This is a genomic window from Pseudomonas sp. NKUCC02_KPG (genome assembly GCF_019345465.1).
GTDB lineage: Bacteria > Pseudomonadota > Gammaproteobacteria > Pseudomonadales > Pseudomonadaceae > Aquipseudomonas.
On sequence record NZ_JAHKRC010000013.1, the window covers coordinates 19,079 to 34,270 of the forward strand.

Genomic DNA, 15,192 nt, shown 5'->3' on the forward strand with positions numbered 1-15,192 from the left:
TCAAAGCCTTTGCTGTAGTCGCTGACGAGGCACGAGGCTGCGATCGGCTGCGCAGCGGCCGTAAATCCATTCGCTGCGGTGTGTCAGATACACCACGCTCACCGGGTTTACGACCGCTTCGCGCTCGATCGCAGCCTCGCTCCGCTCCTCAGCGACTACAAAGTTTTGGAGGCTGCATAAGGTGAGGGAGCCACAGGCGCTTTACAGCGTTTTCTCGAAGATCTTGGAGTTACGCTGATAGTTGTACAGCGACGCTCGCGCCGCCGGCAGGCGCTCGACACCGCTAGGTTCAAACCCGCGTTCACGGAACCAGTGCGCAGTACGCGTGGTTAATACGAACAGGGTTTTCAACCCTTGTGCCCGGGCGCGGTTTTCGATGCGTTCCAGCAGCTCATCCCCACGGCGACCATGACGGTACTCCGGATTCACCGCCAGGCACGCCAGCTCCCCCGCATCCGAATCAGCAATCTGATACAGCGCCGCACAGGCGATAATCATCCCTTCGCGCTCAACCACGCTGAACTGTTCGATCTCACGCTCCAGCACTTCTCGCGAGCGACGCACCAGAATGCCCTGTTCTTCCAGCGGGCTGATCAGGTCCAGCAAACCGCCGACGTCTTCAATCGCTGCTTCACGGATCAGTTCGAATTGCTCCTGGGCCACCAACGTACCGCCACCATGACGGGTGAACAGCTCCGTCAGCAAGGCGCCATCTTCGGCATAGCTGACGATATGGCTACGAGCCACACCACCGCTGCAGGCCTCGGCCGCCGCTTCCAGCAGCTCGGCCTGGTAGTCGCTGCCCAAACGCTTCATGTGGGCAGGCACTTGCTGTGGGCGCAGCTCGCGCACCAAGCGCCCTTCTGCATCGAGCAAGCCGGACTCGGCGCCGAACAACAGCAGCTTGTCAGCCGCCAGGTCGATAGCGGCACGGGTGGCGACGTCTTCACACGCCAGGTTGAAAATCTCGCCGGTCGGCGAGTAGCCCAAGGGCGATAGCAACACAATCGAGCGCTCATCGAGCAGACGGTTGATGCCCTTGCGGTCGACACGACGGACTTCACCGGTGTGGTGGAAGTCCACGCCATCGAGCACCCCGATCGGCCGTGCCGTCACCAGGTTGCCGCTCGCGACCCGCAGGCGCGAGCCCTGCATCGGCGAAGATGCCATGTCCATCGACAAGCGCGCCTCAATCGCGATGCGCAACTGCCCCACGGCGTCGATCACGCATTCCAGGGTGGAGGCGTCGGTGACGCGCATGCCGTTGTGGTAGTACGGCACCAGACCACGGGCTTCAAGGCGGCTGTCGATTTGCGGACGCGAGCCGTGAACCAGCACCAGGCGCACGCCCAGGCTGTGCAACAGCACCAGGTCGTGGACGATATTGCCAAAATTGGGATGCGCCACACCGTCGCCGGGGAGCATGACGACAAAGGTGCAATCGCGGTGGGCATTGATGTAAGGAGACGCGTGACGCAACCAGTTAACGTAATCGTGCATAACCAAAGCCTGTAAAAAATAAATCGCCTAAAAAAGGGCTAAAACAGCAAACGCACATCGGGCTGATGGTTATCGTCGAAACAGGGTCGGCAACACGCGTGTTCTCCTTGTGTGAAAAGCAAAGGGGATCGCCACTATTTCAGGCAATAGTGTTCGACCAGTTGAGTCAGTAGACGCACGGTCGGCTGCAAACGTGACATTTCCAGGTATTCCCCCGGCTGATGCGCACAGGCGATGTCGCCCGGGCCCAGTACCAGCGTTTCGCAGCCAAGCTGCTGAAGATAAGGCGCTTCGGTGCCAAACGCCACTGCTTGCGCGCGATGGCCGGTGAGTCGTTCGGCCACCCGTACCAGCTCTGCATCGGCGTCCTGTTCGAATGGCGGCACTCCGGCTGCGATGGACGCGAAATCAATTTTCACCTGATGGCGCTCGGCCAAAGGTTGCAGCTTGCTGCGAATGATGGCCCGCAGCTCGTTGGGGTCCATGCCCGGTAACGGTCTCAGGTCAAATTCCAGCGAGCACTGCCCGCAAATCCGGTTCGGGTTATCGCCACCATGAATACAGCCAAAGTTCAGGGTCGGCTGCGGCACGCTGAACTGCGGGTTGCGGTATTCGTTGAGCCACTGCTGACGCAGGCCTTTGAGTTCGCTGATCGCATCGTGCATGGCTTCAAGGGCGCTGTGCCCCAGGCTTGGGTCGGATGAGTGGCCACTGCGCCCGAGAATCTCGATGCGCTCCATCATCACCCCCTTGTGCATGCGGATCGGCTTGAGTCCGGTCGGCTCGCCAATCACCGCGGCACGGCCCAGCGGCCTGCCGGCTTCGACCAGCGCCCTGGCGCCAGCCATCGATGTCTCTTCGTCGCACGTGGCCAGAATCAGCAGCGGCTGCTTGAACGGTTGATCGAGCAACGGGCGCACCGCTTCGATCACCAGCGCGAAAAAACCCTTCATGTCGCAACTGCCTAGGCCGACCCAGCGGTTATCCACTTCTGTCAGCTTGAGTGGATCGGTCTGCCACAGCGCTTCATCGTAGGGCACGGTGTCGCTGTGACCGGCCAACACCAGTCCTCCGGGACCGCTGCCGAAGGTGGCGAGCAAGTTGAACTTGCCGGGGCTGACCTGCTGGATATCGCAGCTAAAGCCCAGCTCGCTCAGCCAGGTGGCCAGCAAATCGATCACCCCGCGATTGGACTGATCCAGATAAGGCTGGGTGCAACTGACCGACGGTGTGGCGATCAAGGCAGCGAACTGCTCTTTCATGGAAGGTAAAGGCATGCGCTGACTTCCTGTTGGCGGGGCGAGGCCCATCATAGAGCCATCTGCTGCGCAGAATAAACCCGTTCGGCGCGCCGGGGCGGCTTGTCCTGTACACTGCACGGCCTTGGCAGCCACACTTTTCCCGGCTGCGCACCGATCCTGGATTTTCCGGCCATGCAGAAAGAAACCGAAATCAAACTCCGCGTCAGCCGCGAAACCCTCGCCGCCCTGCGCGAGCACCCCTTACTGAAAAAGCGCAACAAAAGTGGCTGGGAAAGCCGTGAGTTGTTGAACCAGTACTTCGACACGCCTGAGCGCGATCTGGCCAAGGCCAAGGTTGCCCTGCGCCTGCGCCGCGATGGCGAAGACGTGATTCAGACCCTCAAGACCCGCGGCCAAAGCATCGCCGGTTTGTCCGAGCGTAATGAGTACGACTGGAACCTGCCGAAAGCCAAGCTCGACATCAAGAAGCTCGACGGCGAATGCTGGCCAGAAGAGTTGGCCGAGCTGGACAAAAAAACCCTGAAGCCAATCTTCACCACTGATTTCGTACGTGAACGCGCTGAAATCTCCTGGGGCCGCGGCAAGGCCAAAGTGGTCATCGAAGCGGCCCTGGACCTGGGCCACGTGATTGCCGGCAAGCAGAAAGAAGAAATCTGCGAACTGGAACTCGAACTGCGCGAAGGCGAGCCATCTGCCCTGCTGGAACTGGCAGCAGAACTGGCCGAGAAGCTGGCCCTGATGCCTTGTGACATCAGCAAGGCCGAACGTGGCTATCGCCTGTTCGACGCCAACAGCTACAGCGTCAACCTGCCCGCCCCAGAGCTGACACCCGAGACGCCACTGGACGATGCCTTCGCCGCCCTGGCCTGGCACTTGCTGGGCAACAGCCAGCGTCTGGCCGAGCAGTACCGTTTCAATGGCCACTGGCGTTTGCTGCAGGACTGGGTTCAGCAATTGATTGACCTGCGCGCGCTGGTCAGCAGCCTGGGTCAAGCCGCTCCACGCCAGTCCACCAGCACCTTGCGTGCTGAGCTGGACGCCCTGCTTGAAGACTGGCGCCCGCTGGTTCAGATCGGCCAGGACGACGAAGACGTTCGTAAAGCCGCCCCTGAGCAGTTCCTTGAAGAGCTGGAAGACCCGCGCTGGGGCCAGTTCTCACTGAACACTTCGCGCTGGTTGATGGCGCGCAGCTGGACCGTTGATCGCGGCACCACCCGTGGCAACCGTCAAGGCGCCGCACAACTGCACAGCTGGCTGCCGCGCTTGTTGTCGGATGAGGCGATTGCCTTGCGCTTGAACCGCTACCAGCAGCAACCCGAAGATCTGGCCGAGCAACTGCCGCGCATCGAGCGCATTCAGGCCTGGTTGCGTCTGGCGCGTAACGTGCTGGAAATTCCGGAACTGGACCGTTTGTACGGCGAGATGAACAAGCTGCAGGAATTGGCCAACCTGCCAATCACTGACGACGCAGAGCACAACGACGAGTTGCTCAATGCCCGTAAGCAGCAAGCCATCGCCGTGTACCAGAACCGCGCATGGAAGACCCTGCTGCGCGCCTAAGCGCCCAGCCAACGCCCCTTGGTGCCAACTGAGGGGCGTTTTTGTTTATTGGGTGTCTTTGGGCATCTGTGCATCCGGCGTACGCCAGATCAAACGTGACGTGTCGTAGCCCTGCTGCTGAGCCTTGCTGAGCAATTCATCACGGGTTTGCTGATCAACCTGCGGTTTGCGCGACAACAACCACAAATAGCGGTGGTCGGGGTTGCCCACCAGCGCCGTGCTGTAGTCGTCCCCCAGGTACAACACCCAGTAGTCGCCCTTGGTGACACCCGGCAGAACTGTTGATACCCAATTGTCGAACTCGACCCACAGCTTGTCGGTTTTACCCTCCACCTGCGGCGTTGCCGTGCCCTTTGCCTCTTCCCACTTGCCCTCTGCTGTGCGGCAGCGGTTCAACACGGCTACGTTACCGTCAGGCTTCAAGCTGTAATGGGCTTCGGACTGCGCACAGTTGCGCTGGAAGAACATCGGCAAGCGCGCCAACTCATACCAAGTGCCCTGATAGCGTTTGAGATCGACGCTTGCAACGGTGTTGGGCGCCAGCGAATCGCTGCTGGAACCCGCGCACCCGGCCAGCAACAGCGCGGCCCCCAGGCTGACTAAAAGACGTTTCATCGCGAACGCTCCTGAGCGGTATTACTTCAGACCCTGCCCCGAAAAAATCAGCACTTTATCGCCCGCGTATTGCACGCTGATAAAGCTCTTCTGATCGCCCCAGGTGCAGCTCGACACCCCCAATGCACCCGAACAATCGGTCGGGCTGCCCAGCAGCTGTTCAACCTCAGCCTTGGTCATGCCTGCCGACAGTTTTGAGTAGTTTTGTTGATTGATCTTGCTGCACGCCGCCAGCAATACGCAGAACGACAACACCGCCAAAGTACGCAACTTCATGGAAAGCTCCTGCATGGAAAGGTCGGCATAGATGCCTGATGCAAGCTTAGAAGAGAAAAGTGCAGGGTGGTTCCCGCAGGTTGCAGGGATTTGTTTGGCGAGGGGCGTCAGTCAGGCAAAGACAATGATCTGAAACACCTGTGGGAGCGAGCTTGCTCGCGATGCATGCAACCCGGTTCAACTGATTGACCGTATCGATGCTATCGCGAGCAAGCCCGCTCCCACAGGAGGGGGCAGTGAGGCGTGCTTAGGCTTTGTGGTAATCGGTAATGCGCGCCACTTCTTCTTTCGAGCCCAGGTACACCGCTACACGCTGGTGCAGGCCTTCAGGCTGGATATCGAGGATGCGCTGATGGCCGTCAGTGGACGCACCGCCAGCCTGTTCAACCAGGAACGACATCGGATTGGCTTCGTACATCAAGCGCAGCTTGCCCGGCTTGGACGGCTCACGGCTGTCGCGCGGGTACATGAACAGGCCTCCGCGGGTCAGGATACGGTGTACGTCGGCAACCATCGCGGCCACCCAACGCATGTTGAAGTTCTTGTTCAACGGACCTTCTTCACCCGCCAGCAACTCGTCTACATAGCGTTGGACCGGAGCTTCCCAGTGACGCTGGTTGGACATGTTGATGGCAAATTCCTGGGTGGTTTCAGGAATGGTGATGTCTTCGTGGGTCAGAACGAAGCTGCCCATTTCGCGGTCCAGGGTGAAGCCTTTAACGCCGTCGCCCAGGGTCAATACCAGCATGGTCTGAGGACCGTAGATGGCATAGCCGGCAGCTACCTGCTGGGTGCCTGGCTGCAGGAAGGCCTTTTCGTTCAACGGCTCATTCTGGGTCAGGTATTCGTTCGGGCAACGCAGCACAGAGAAGATAGTGCCGACCGGAGCGTTGATATCAATGTTCGACGAACCGTCCAGTGGGTCGAATACCAGCAGGTAGGCGCCTTTCGGGTACTTGCCCGGGATCTGGTAGGCATTGTCCATTTCTTCGGACGCCATGCCGGCCAGGTGACCGCCCCATTCGTTGGCTTCGAGCAGGATCTCGTTGGAAATCACGTCGAGTTTCTTCTGCACTTCACCTTGTACGTTTTCGGTGCCCATGCTGCCCAGAACACCACCCAGGGCGCCTTTGGACACGGCGTGGCTGATCTCTTTGCAAGCACGCGCCACCACTTCGATGAGGAAACGCAAATCAGCAGGCGTGTTGTTGCTGCGGGTCTGCTCGATCAAATAGCGACTCAGGGTAACGCGGGACATGTAAGGCTCCGAACAATGGGGAGGGGGCGAAAAACCCGCGCAGTTTAGCGCGTGTTGCCGTGCAAATCTTCTAATCAGACTCAGAACCGACAGAGCGGGTTCTGCTGAACCCTTAAATCACCTGCAAAAAACCCTGTGGTCGCTGCCGCAGGCTGCGAAGGGTTGCAGAGCAACCCGTGCTCTCAAGGGCTAAATGCCCCCTTCGCAGCCTGCGGCAGCGACTACAGGTGCGTTACAGCGCTTTCCAGATGTCGGTGGCATACTCACGAATGGTGCGGTCCGATGAGAACCAGCCCATGCGCGCAGTGTTCAGCACCGCCTTGCGCCACCACTCGTCCTTGTCCTGCCACAGGTGTTCCACACGCATCTGCGCATCCCAATAAGCATCGAAATCCGCACACACCAGAAACCGGTCGTACTCAATAAGTGAGTCCACCAGCCCGGTGTAGCGCGCCGGGTCATCGTGTGAAAACACCCCGCCGCGAATCGCCTGCAGCACATCATTGAGCCGATGGGATGCGGCCACATCCGGCGCCGCGTGGAACTCGCCATTGCGTTTGCGCGCTTCAACCTGCTGCGAACTGAGCCCGAAGATAAACATGTTGTCCGCCCCGACCCGCTCGCACATCTCCACGTTGGCCCCATCCATCGTGCCGATGGTCAGTGCGCCGTTAAGGCCGAATTTCATGTTGCTGGTGCCCGATGCTTCGTAGCCTGCAGTGGATATCTGCTCGGACAGATCCGCCGCCGGAATGATGCTTTCGGCCAGGCTGACGTTGTAGTTGGGGATAAACACCACCTTGAGCAAACCACGCACGGTGGGGTCATTGTTGACGGTGCGGGCGATGTCGTTGGCCAGTTTGATGATGAGTTTGGCCTGTTCATAACTGGCCGCCGACTTGCCGGCAAAAATCTTCACCCGTGGCACCCAATGATTACCCGGCTCGGCACGAATGGCCTGGTACAGCGCCACGGTGTGCATCAGGTTGAGCAGCTGACGCTTGTACTCGTGAATCCGTTTGACCTGCACATCGAACATCGCTTCAGGGTTGACCACGATACCCAAACGCTCATAAATCAGCGCCGCCAGGGTGCATTTGCTTTGCAGGCGCTGATCGGCGAAACGTTTGCGAAAATCGGCACGCTCGGCAAAAGGCTCCAGCTTGATCAGCTTGTACTCGGTTTCATCAAGGACATCGGGCCCCAGTGCATCCACCAGCATCGAGGTCAACGGTGGGTTGGCCTGGAACAGCCAGCGGCGAAAGGTGACACCGTTGGTTTTGTTGTTGATCCGATCAGGGTAGAGCTTGTGCAGTTCGGCAAACACGGTGCTGCGCATCAACTGCGTGTGCAGCCCGGATACCCCGTTCACGCTGTGGGAGCCCAGGAAGGCCAGGTTGCCCATGCGCACTCGCCGCCCGTGGTCCTCTTCAATCAGCGAAACCGCACGCAGCACGTCAAAGTCGTGAATACCCTTGGCCCGCAACGCATCGATATGGTACGCGTTGATCAGATAAATAATCTGCATATGGCGCGGCAACAGGCGCTCCATCAAGCCAACGGGCCAGGTTTCGAGCGCCTCCGGAAGCAGCGTGTGGTTGGTGTACGACAGGGTATCGACCGTGACCTGCCACGCCGCGTGCCACTCGATGCCGTGTTCATCGACCAGAATGCGCATCAACTCGGCAACGGCAATCGAGGGATGGGTGTCATTGAGCTGGATCGAGACATGCTCGGCCAGGTTCAACAGCGTGTCATGCACATGCAGATGACGACGCAGCAGGTCCTGCAGCGAGGCCGAGACAAAGAAGAACTCCTGGCGCAGGCGCAGCTCTTGCCCCGCTTCGTTGCTGTCAGCCGGGTACAGCACGCGAGAGATGCTTTCAGCCCGCACCACTTCGGCCACTGCACCCAAATGGTCGCCCGCGTTGAACCGGCCCAGGTTCAAATCGTGCAGCGCCCTCGCCCGCCACAGGCGCAAGGTGTTGACGCTGGCCCCGCGCCAACCCACTACGGGGGTGTCATACGCAATGGCCCGTACGGTCTCGCCCGGCCACCAGATCTGGCGTAGCTGGCCCTGCTCATCCTGTTTGGTCTCGACCGAACCGCCAAAGCCGACCGAGTACAACACCTCGGCACGCTCGAACTCCCAGGGGTTGCCAAAGTCCAGCCAGTTCTCGGTCTGCTCCTGTTGCCAGCCGTCGACAATGCTCTGGCGAAACAGACCGTGCTCGTAGCGGATGCCGTAGCCGTGAGCCGCAATGCCCAGGGTCGACATGCTTTCCATAAAGCAGGCGGCCAACCGGCCCAGACCGCCGTTGCCCAGCGCCGCATCCGGCTCCAGCAGGCGGATACGCTCCAGGTCGACCCCAAGCTCGGTCAGTGCTTCGCGGGCCACCTCCAGCAACCCCAGATTGCTCAGGCTGTCATACAGCAAGCGGCCGATCAGAAATTCCAGCGACAGGTAGTACACCCGTTTCTGGTCCTTGCGATAAATCTGGCGCGTGTGGTCCATCCAGTGCTCGACCATATGGTCGCGGGCGGCCAGAGCAATAGCTTCAAACCAGTCATGGTCAAACGCGTGTTCCGGGTCCTTACCCACCGCGTAAGTCAGTTTGGCTACTACAGCGGCACGGAAAGCCGCCACCTGTGCGTCACGAACAAGCGGTTCCTGGGACATCGATACAACCTCAATCGAGATGGGCGATTTGAAGAACGAATGGTGTCAGCCTAGACGCTTGGACAGAAACAAAGTGACTTGGTTAAAGATTTTTTTGGGTGATTGTTTAAATAAAACTGACGACATGTGCGATGCCCCAAAACGAGGCAAATACGCCGTTGAATGCTTTAAAACATGGCCCTGATCGAAAAACCGGCAAATGGTTGTTCACACATTCATCAACACCGGTATGATCGCGCGCCCTGATGCACGCTGGAATACAAGCCTGATGAAGTCCAACCTGATCGCCGCCGCGGAAATCGACCGTCTCGATACCTGGGCCAAATACTCCGCGCCCATGTGCGGCTCCTGCATTTCCAGCTGCTGCACGTTGCCGGTCGAGGTCAAGATCAAAGACCTGATCCGCATCGGCATCGTCGATGAATTCGAGATGGGCGACCCACCGAAGAACATCGCCAAGCGCCTGCAAAAAGAAGGGATCGTGGAGCGCTTCAACCAGAAGTCCGGGATTTTCACGTTGCAGCGCATGAGCAACAACGACTGCCTGTATCTGGATCGCAAGTCACGGATGTGCACCATCTATGAAATCCGCCCGGACACCTGCCGCAACCACCCGCGAGTGGGCCCCCGCCCTGGTTATTGCGCCTACGTGCCTAAAGCCGTTGAGCGCAAGAACAGCAGCGAGAAGTTGATGGTTTTCTAAGGCATCACCTGTAGCCACTGCCGCCGGCTGCGGCTACAGGTAAACATCTAAAACCCGGACATAAAAAAACGCCCCCGACCGCAAGGTCGGGGGCGTTTTTTTACGGCTAACTAAATAACTTAGTTGTTACCGGATTTCTTCGCAGCGCGGGTACGCTCGCTTTCGCCCAGGATCTTCTTACGAAGACGGATGGACTTAGGCGTTACTTCGCACAGTTCATCTTCCTGTACGAATTCCAGAGCTTGCTCCAGAGTGAAGCGGATAGGCGGAACCAAAGCGATGGTTTCGTCTTTACCCGAAGCACGCATGTTGTCGAGCTTCTTGCCTTTGGTTGGGTTAACGCCCAGGTCGTTGTCGCGGCTGTTGATGCCGACGATTTGACCTTCGTACACGTCTTCACCGTGACCCAGGAACAGTTTGCCGCGAGCTTGCAGGGTTTCCAGCGAGTAAGTCAGAGCCTTACCGGTAGCAACCGAAACCAGAACGCCGTTCTGACGGCCGGACATGTCGCCCGACTTCATCACGTCGTAACGGTCGAAGATCGAGGTCAGGATGCCAGCGCCCGAAGTCAGAGTCAGGAACTCGTTACGGAAACCGATCAGGCCACGTGCAGGGATGTTGTATTCAAGACGAACACGACCCTTGCCATCCGGAACCATGTTGGTCAGATCGCCTTTACGGATACCGATCTGTTCCATGATTGAACCCTGGGATTCTTCTGGCAGGTCGATGGTTACGTTTTCGTACGGTTCGTGCTTAACGCCGTCAACCATGCGGATGATCACTTCCGGACGACCAACACCCATTTCGAAGCCTTCGCGACGCATGGTTTCGATCAGTACGGACAAGTGCAGCTCACCACGGCCAGACACTTTGAACTTGTCAGCGGTGTCGCCTTCTTCAACGCGCAGAGCAACGTTGTACAGCAGTTCTTTGTCCAGACGCTCTTTGATGTTACGGCTGGTTACGAACTTGCCTTCACGGCCGCAGAACGGCGAGTCGTTAACCTGGAAGGTCATCGAAACGGTAGGTTCGTCAACGGTCAGCGGCTTCATCGCTTCAACATTCAGTGGGTCGCACAGAGTGTCGGAGATGAACAGCTGGTCGAAGCCGCTGATGCAGACGATGTCGCCGGCAGCTGCTTCGTCAACGTCGATACGGTGCAGACCGTGGTGACCCATCAGCTTCAGGATACGACCGTTACGGCGCTTGCCGTCGGCATCGATAGCCACAACCTGGGTGTTTGGCTTGACGCGACCACGAGCGATACGGCCAACGCCGATAATGCCCAGGAAGCTGTTGTAGTCCAGTGCCGAGATTTGCATCTGGAATGGACCGTCACGGTCAACTTTTGGAGCCGGTACGTTGTCGACGATCGACTGGTACAGCGGGGTCATGTCTTCAGCCATGTCGGTGTGGTCAAGACCAGCAATACCGTTCAGGGCCGAGGCGTAAACTACTTTGAAGTCCAGCTGTTCTTCGGTAGCACCCAGGTTGTCGAACAGGTCGAAGATCTGATCCAGAACCCAGTCCGGACGCGCGCCTGGACGGTCAACCTTGTTGATCACCACGATTGGACGCAGGCCGGCTTCGAAAGCCTTCTTGGTCACGAAACGGGTTTGCGGCATAGGGCCGTCTTGAGCGTCAACCAGCAGCAGAACGGAGTCAACCATCGACATTACGCGTTCAACTTCGCCGCCGAAGTCGGCGTGGCCCGGGGTGTCCACGATGTTGATGTGGTAGCCGTTCCAGTTAATAGCGGTGTTCTTGGCAAGAATGGTAATGCCGCGCTCTTTTTCCTGGTCGTTGGAGTCCATCACGCGCTCGTCGTTGAGCTCGTTGCGCTCCAGAGTGCCGGATTGACGCAAGAGTTTGTCTACCAGGGTAGTTTTACCGTGGTCAACGTGAGCAATGATGGCGATGTTACGTAGATTTTCGATCACTTGTGTATCTCGATCAGAGGATTCGGTGTGCTGACTGAGTCCAGGCAGCGATTAACAGTAGAGTCCGTGCAAGCCGTTACAGCTTGACGGTGGCGTCGGGGGGCCGGTGACGCAGGCCACAGGCATACAGCCCCGGGCTCTTAGCTCGGTCGATAAACGCGCACATTGGCATGTCCCTCACTGAGCAAATGGTGAGCATGCAGGCGACTCATCACGCCTTTGTCGCAATACAACAGGTACTGACGAGTGTCATCCAGTTCCTTGAAGCGGCTGTTCAGTGCATAGAACGGCAACGCTTGTACTTCGATGCCAGCCAGTTCCAGCGGTTGATCTTCCTGAGCATCCGGGTGACGGATGTCGATCACGATCTGGCCCGCCAGCACTTCGCTGACTTCTTCGACTTGCAAGTCCTGGCCCAATTCCTCGATCACTCGATCAATCGGCACCATTTTGGCCCGCTCAAGCGCTCGCTCGAGCACGGCCATATCGAACTGTTGTTCTTCGTACTCCACGCGGTTGCGTTTGGCGTGGGTCTTGGGGTTGACCGAAATCACCCCGCAATATTCAGGCATGTGCTTGGCAAAATCGGCCGTACCGATTTCAACCGCCTGATCAATGATGTCCTGCTTGTGGCTCGCAATCAGCGGACGCAACACCAGTTTGTCGGTAGCCGAGTCAATCAGCGACAAGTTGGGCAGCGTCTGGCTCGACACCTGGGAAATCGCTTCACCCGTCACCAGCACTTCAATTTCGAGACGTTCGGCAATACGGGTCGCAGCGCGCAACATCATACGCTTCAAAATGACGCCCATATGACTGTTATCGACTTTGCCGAGAATTTCGCCCAAAACTTCTTCGAACGGAACGCTGACAAACAGCACACGCTGGGAGCTGCCGTACTTCTTCCATATAAAGTGCGCGACTTCCATCACGCCCAGTTCATGGGCACGTCCGCCCAGATTGAAGAAGCAGAAGTGGCTCATCAGGCCGCGACGCATGATCTGGTAGGCCGCGACGGTGGAATCGAAACCGCCGGACATCAACACCAGGGTCTGTTCCAGAGAGCCCAGCGGGAAGCCGCCTATGCTGTCGTGCTGGCTGTGAATCACAAACAACCGTTGGTCGCGAATTTCGAAGCGCACTTCAATTTCCGGCTTTTTCAGATCAATTCCGGCGGCACCGCACTCACGACGCAGCTTGCTGCCGACGTATTTCTCGATTTCCATCGAGGTAAATGGGTGCTTGCCACCGCGCTTGCAACGCACGGAAAAGATCTTGCCGGCCAGCGCATCGCCAAAGTGCAATTTGCACTTCTCAACGACGTCGTCGAAGTCGCCCAGCGGGTACTCGTCAACTTGCAGGAAATGCGCGATGCCCGGCATGCAGCTCAGGCGTTCGGTCATTTCTTTCAAGGCTTTAGGATCACTGACGCGCGTTTGCAGTTCGATGTTGTCCCACACGCCCGTCACCACCACAGCCGGGTCCAGATCGCGGAGCACAGCACGGATGTTTTTAGCCAATTGACGGACGAAACGCATCCGAACCGGACGGCTCTTGATAGTGATTTCGGGGAAGACTTTAACGATTAGTTTCATGAAAACAGCGCGCGAGCAGCCTGCCAAAAAAGGGGGGCGCGGATTATAGCGGAAATTGTTCAAGGTTTAACCAGTTATCGTACAAACGGTTTTCGGCGCACCAAAATGGGACGTAAATGCCTTTAATCGCTTCATTTGAGTGCGATAAGTGCGCCTAATCGGTAGTCTTCGTCTCTAACCTGCTTGAGATTGGGGCATTAAACCCAAGTCGGGGCACTGGCATGCAATTTGCTCCCTTGTGAGGCAGGTTGCCTTGGCAGAGTATTCGCGCCGGCATCAACCACTTATTAAGGGCATTCCACTACCCGCCCTAAGCCACCCCGGAGGACACTATGTCGAAGTCGGTTCAACTCATCAAAGATCATGACGTCAAGTGGATTGATCTGCGCTTCACTGATACCAAAGGCACTCAGCACCACGTGACCATGCCGGCCCGTGATGCGCTGGATGAAAACTTCTTCACCGACGGCAAAATGTTCGACGGCTCCTCCATTGCTGGCTGGAAAGGCATCGAAGCGTCCGACATGATCCTGCTGCCAGACGACAGCACTGCCGTTCTGGACCCGTTCACCGAACAGCCTACGCTGATCCTGGTGTGCGACATCATCGAACCTTCGACCATGCAAGGCTATGACCGCGACCCACGCGCCATCGCTACCCGTGCCGAGGAATACCTGAAGTCCACCGGTATCGGCGACACCGTTTTCGTCGGCCCGGAGCCAGAGTTCTTCATTTTCGACCAAGTGAAGTTCAAGTCCGATATCTCCGGTTCCATGTTCAAGATCTACTCCGAACAAGGTTCGTGGATGTCCGACCAGGACGTGGAAGGCGGCAACAAAGGCCACCGTCCAGGCGTCAAAGGTGGCTACTTCCCAGTTCCGCCGTTCGACCATGACCACGAAATCCGTACCTCCATGTGCAACGCCATGGAAGAAATGGGCCTGGTTATCGAAGTACACCACCACGAAGTGGCAACTGCCGGCCAGAACGAAATCGGCGTGCAGTTCAACACCCTGGTGAAAAAGGCTGACGAAGTTCAGACCCTGAAATACTGCGTACACAACGTGGCAGACGCCTACGGCCGTACCGCTACTTTCATGCCTAAGCCTCTGTACGGCGACAACGGCTCGGGTATGCACGTTCACATGTCCATCTCCAAAGATGGCAAGAACACCTTCGCAGGCGAAGGCTATGCCGGCCTGTCCGACACCGCTCTGTACTTCATCGGCGGCATCATCAAGCACGGTAAGGCACTGAACGGCTTCACCAACCCGGCTACCAACTCCTACAAGCGTCTGGTACCAGGTTTCGAAGCTCCGGTAATGCTGGCCTACTCGGCTCGCAACCGTTCCGCATCGATCCGTATTCCTTACGTGTCCAGCCCTAAAGCTCGCCGTATCGAAGCACGTTTCCCGGATCCAGCGGCCAACCCGTACCTGTGCTTCGCTGCACTGATGATGGCTGGCCTGGACGGTATCCAGAACAAGACTCACCCTGGCGACGCAGCTGACAAAAACCTGTATGACCTGCCGCCTGAAGAGGCCAAAGAGATTCCACAAGTTTGCGGCAGCCTGAAAGAAGCCCTGGAAGAGCTGGACAAAGGTCGTGCGTTCCTGACCAAAGGCGGCGTTTTCAGCGACGACTTCATCGACGCTTACATCGCCCTGAAAAGCGAAGAAGAAATCCAGGTTCGTACCTTCGTACACCCACTGGAATACGAGCTGTACTACAGCTGCTAATCCCGTGACGCCCGCGCAAGCGGCGTGATTCGAAAAAGCCTCCTACGGGAGGCTTTTTTGT

The 15,192-nt window shown here is 57.9% G+C and carries 11 protein-coding genes; 3 read left to right on the forward strand and 8 right to left on the reverse strand.

The features are described from left to right. Positions 1-201: 201 nt before the first annotated feature. Positions 202-1,500 carry an amino-acid N-acetyltransferase gene (gene argA / locus KO536_RS17455; RefSeq protein ID WP_133079140.1) on the reverse strand — a complete coding sequence of 433 codons (1,299 nt, stop codon included), beginning with the start codon at positions 1,498-1,500 and terminating at the stop codon, positions 202-204. A gap of 134 nt (positions 1,501-1,634) precedes the next feature. Beyond that, complete coding sequence (argE, locus tag KO536_RS17460) at positions 1,635-2,777, reverse strand: acetylornithine deacetylase (RefSeq protein WP_133079139.1); 1,143 nt, start codon at positions 2,775-2,777, stop codon at positions 1,635-1,637. A 156-nt stretch (positions 2,778-2,933) separates the two neighbouring features. Here argE and KO536_RS17465 point away from each other — a divergent pair, with 156 nt between their 5' ends. Next, on the forward strand, positions 2,934-4,322 hold the full coding sequence (locus KO536_RS17465; RefSeq protein WP_133079138.1) for an inorganic triphosphatase: 1,389 nt from the start codon (positions 2,934-2,936) through the stop codon (positions 4,320-4,322). A gap of 45 nt (positions 4,323-4,367) precedes the next feature. Here KO536_RS17465 and KO536_RS17470 read toward each other — a convergent pair whose 3' ends face one another. From KO536_RS17470 to KO536_RS17485, 4 genes are all read right to left on the reverse strand, one after another. Next, positions 4,368-4,937, reverse strand: coding sequence for a lipocalin family protein (locus tag KO536_RS17470; protein WP_219262546.1), 570 nt, complete (start codon positions 4,935-4,937; stop codon positions 4,368-4,370). 21 nt (positions 4,938-4,958) lie between these two features. Continuing rightward, the gene (gene bamE / locus KO536_RS17475) at positions 4,959-5,213 is read right to left on the reverse strand and encodes an outer membrane protein assembly factor BamE (protein ID WP_133079136.1); all 255 of its coding nucleotides are present in this window, start codon (positions 5,211-5,213) and stop codon (positions 4,959-4,961) included. Positions 5,214-5,460: 247 nt separating this feature from the next. After that, positions 5,461-6,471 carry a class 1 fructose-bisphosphatase gene (locus KO536_RS17480; RefSeq protein ID WP_019821792.1) on the reverse strand — a complete coding sequence of 337 codons (1,011 nt, stop codon included), beginning with the start codon at positions 6,469-6,471 and terminating at the stop codon, positions 5,461-5,463. A 232-nt stretch (positions 6,472-6,703) separates the two neighbouring features. Beyond that, on the reverse strand, positions 6,704-9,151 hold the full coding sequence (locus tag KO536_RS17485; protein WP_219262547.1) for a glycogen/starch/alpha-glucan phosphorylase: 2,448 nt from the start codon (positions 9,149-9,151) through the stop codon (positions 6,704-6,706). A 265-nt stretch (positions 9,152-9,416) separates the two neighbouring features. On the opposite strand from KO536_RS17485, the gene KO536_RS17490 reads away from it, so the two are divergent. After that, the gene (locus KO536_RS17490; protein ID WP_037031547.1) at positions 9,417-9,854 is read left to right on the forward strand and encodes a YkgJ family cysteine cluster protein; all 438 of its coding nucleotides are present in this window, start codon (positions 9,417-9,419) and stop codon (positions 9,852-9,854) included. Between the two features lie 119 nt (positions 9,855-9,973). Here KO536_RS17490 and typA read toward each other — a convergent pair whose 3' ends face one another. Both typA and thiI read right to left on the reverse strand, forming a co-directional pair. Beyond that, positions 9,974-11,797 (reverse strand): translational GTPase TypA, encoded by a 1,824-nt coding sequence (gene typA, locus KO536_RS17495; RefSeq protein WP_133079134.1) that lies wholly within the window; start codon positions 11,795-11,797, stop codon positions 9,974-9,976. 140 nt (positions 11,798-11,937) lie between these two features. After that, entirely contained in the window at positions 11,938-13,392 is a 1,455-nt protein-coding gene (thiI, locus tag KO536_RS17500; protein WP_133079133.1) for a tRNA uracil 4-sulfurtransferase ThiI, read from the reverse strand. Positions 13,393-13,724: 332 nt separating this feature from the next. On the opposite strand from thiI, the gene glnA reads away from it, so the two are divergent. Further along, on the forward strand, positions 13,725-15,131 hold the full coding sequence (gene glnA, locus KO536_RS17505; protein WP_095035246.1) for a glutamate--ammonia ligase: 1,407 nt from the start codon (positions 13,725-13,727) through the stop codon (positions 15,129-15,131). The last annotated feature ends 61 nt before the right edge of the window (positions 15,132-15,192 follow it).

What these genes read in the sequence shown, in the direction of transcription:
- argA (WP_133079140.1), bottom strand. Translation starts at nt 1,500, where the DNA reads ATGCACGATTACGTTAACTGGTTGCGTCACGCGTCTCCTTACATCAAT.
- argE (WP_133079139.1), bottom strand. Translation starts at nt 2,777, where the DNA reads ATGCCTTTACCTTCCATGAAAGAGCAGTTCGCTGCCTTGATCGCCACA.
- KO536_RS17465 (WP_133079138.1), top strand. Translation starts at nt 2,934, where the DNA reads ATGCAGAAAGAAACCGAAATCAAACTCCGCGTCAGCCGCGAAACCCTC.
- KO536_RS17470 (WP_219262546.1), bottom strand. Translation starts at nt 4,937, where the DNA reads ATGAAACGTCTTTTAGTCAGCCTGGGGGCCGCGCTGTTGCTGGCCGGG.
- bamE (WP_133079136.1), bottom strand. Translation starts at nt 5,213, where the DNA reads ATGAAGTTGCGTACTTTGGCGGTGTTGTCGTTCTGCGTATTGCTGGCG.
- KO536_RS17480 (WP_019821792.1), bottom strand. Translation starts at nt 6,471, where the DNA reads ATGTCCCGCGTTACCCTGAGTCGCTATTTGATCGAGCAGACCCGCAGC.
- KO536_RS17485 (WP_219262547.1), bottom strand. Translation starts at nt 9,151, where the DNA reads ATGTCCCAGGAACCGCTTGTTCGTGACGCACAGGTGGCGGCTTTCCGT.
- thiI (WP_133079133.1), bottom strand. Translation starts at nt 13,392, where the DNA reads ATGAAACTAATCGTTAAAGTCTTCCCCGAAATCACTATCAAGAGCCGT.
- glnA (WP_095035246.1), top strand. Translation starts at nt 13,725, where the DNA reads ATGTCGAAGTCGGTTCAACTCATCAAAGATCATGACGTCAAGTGGATT.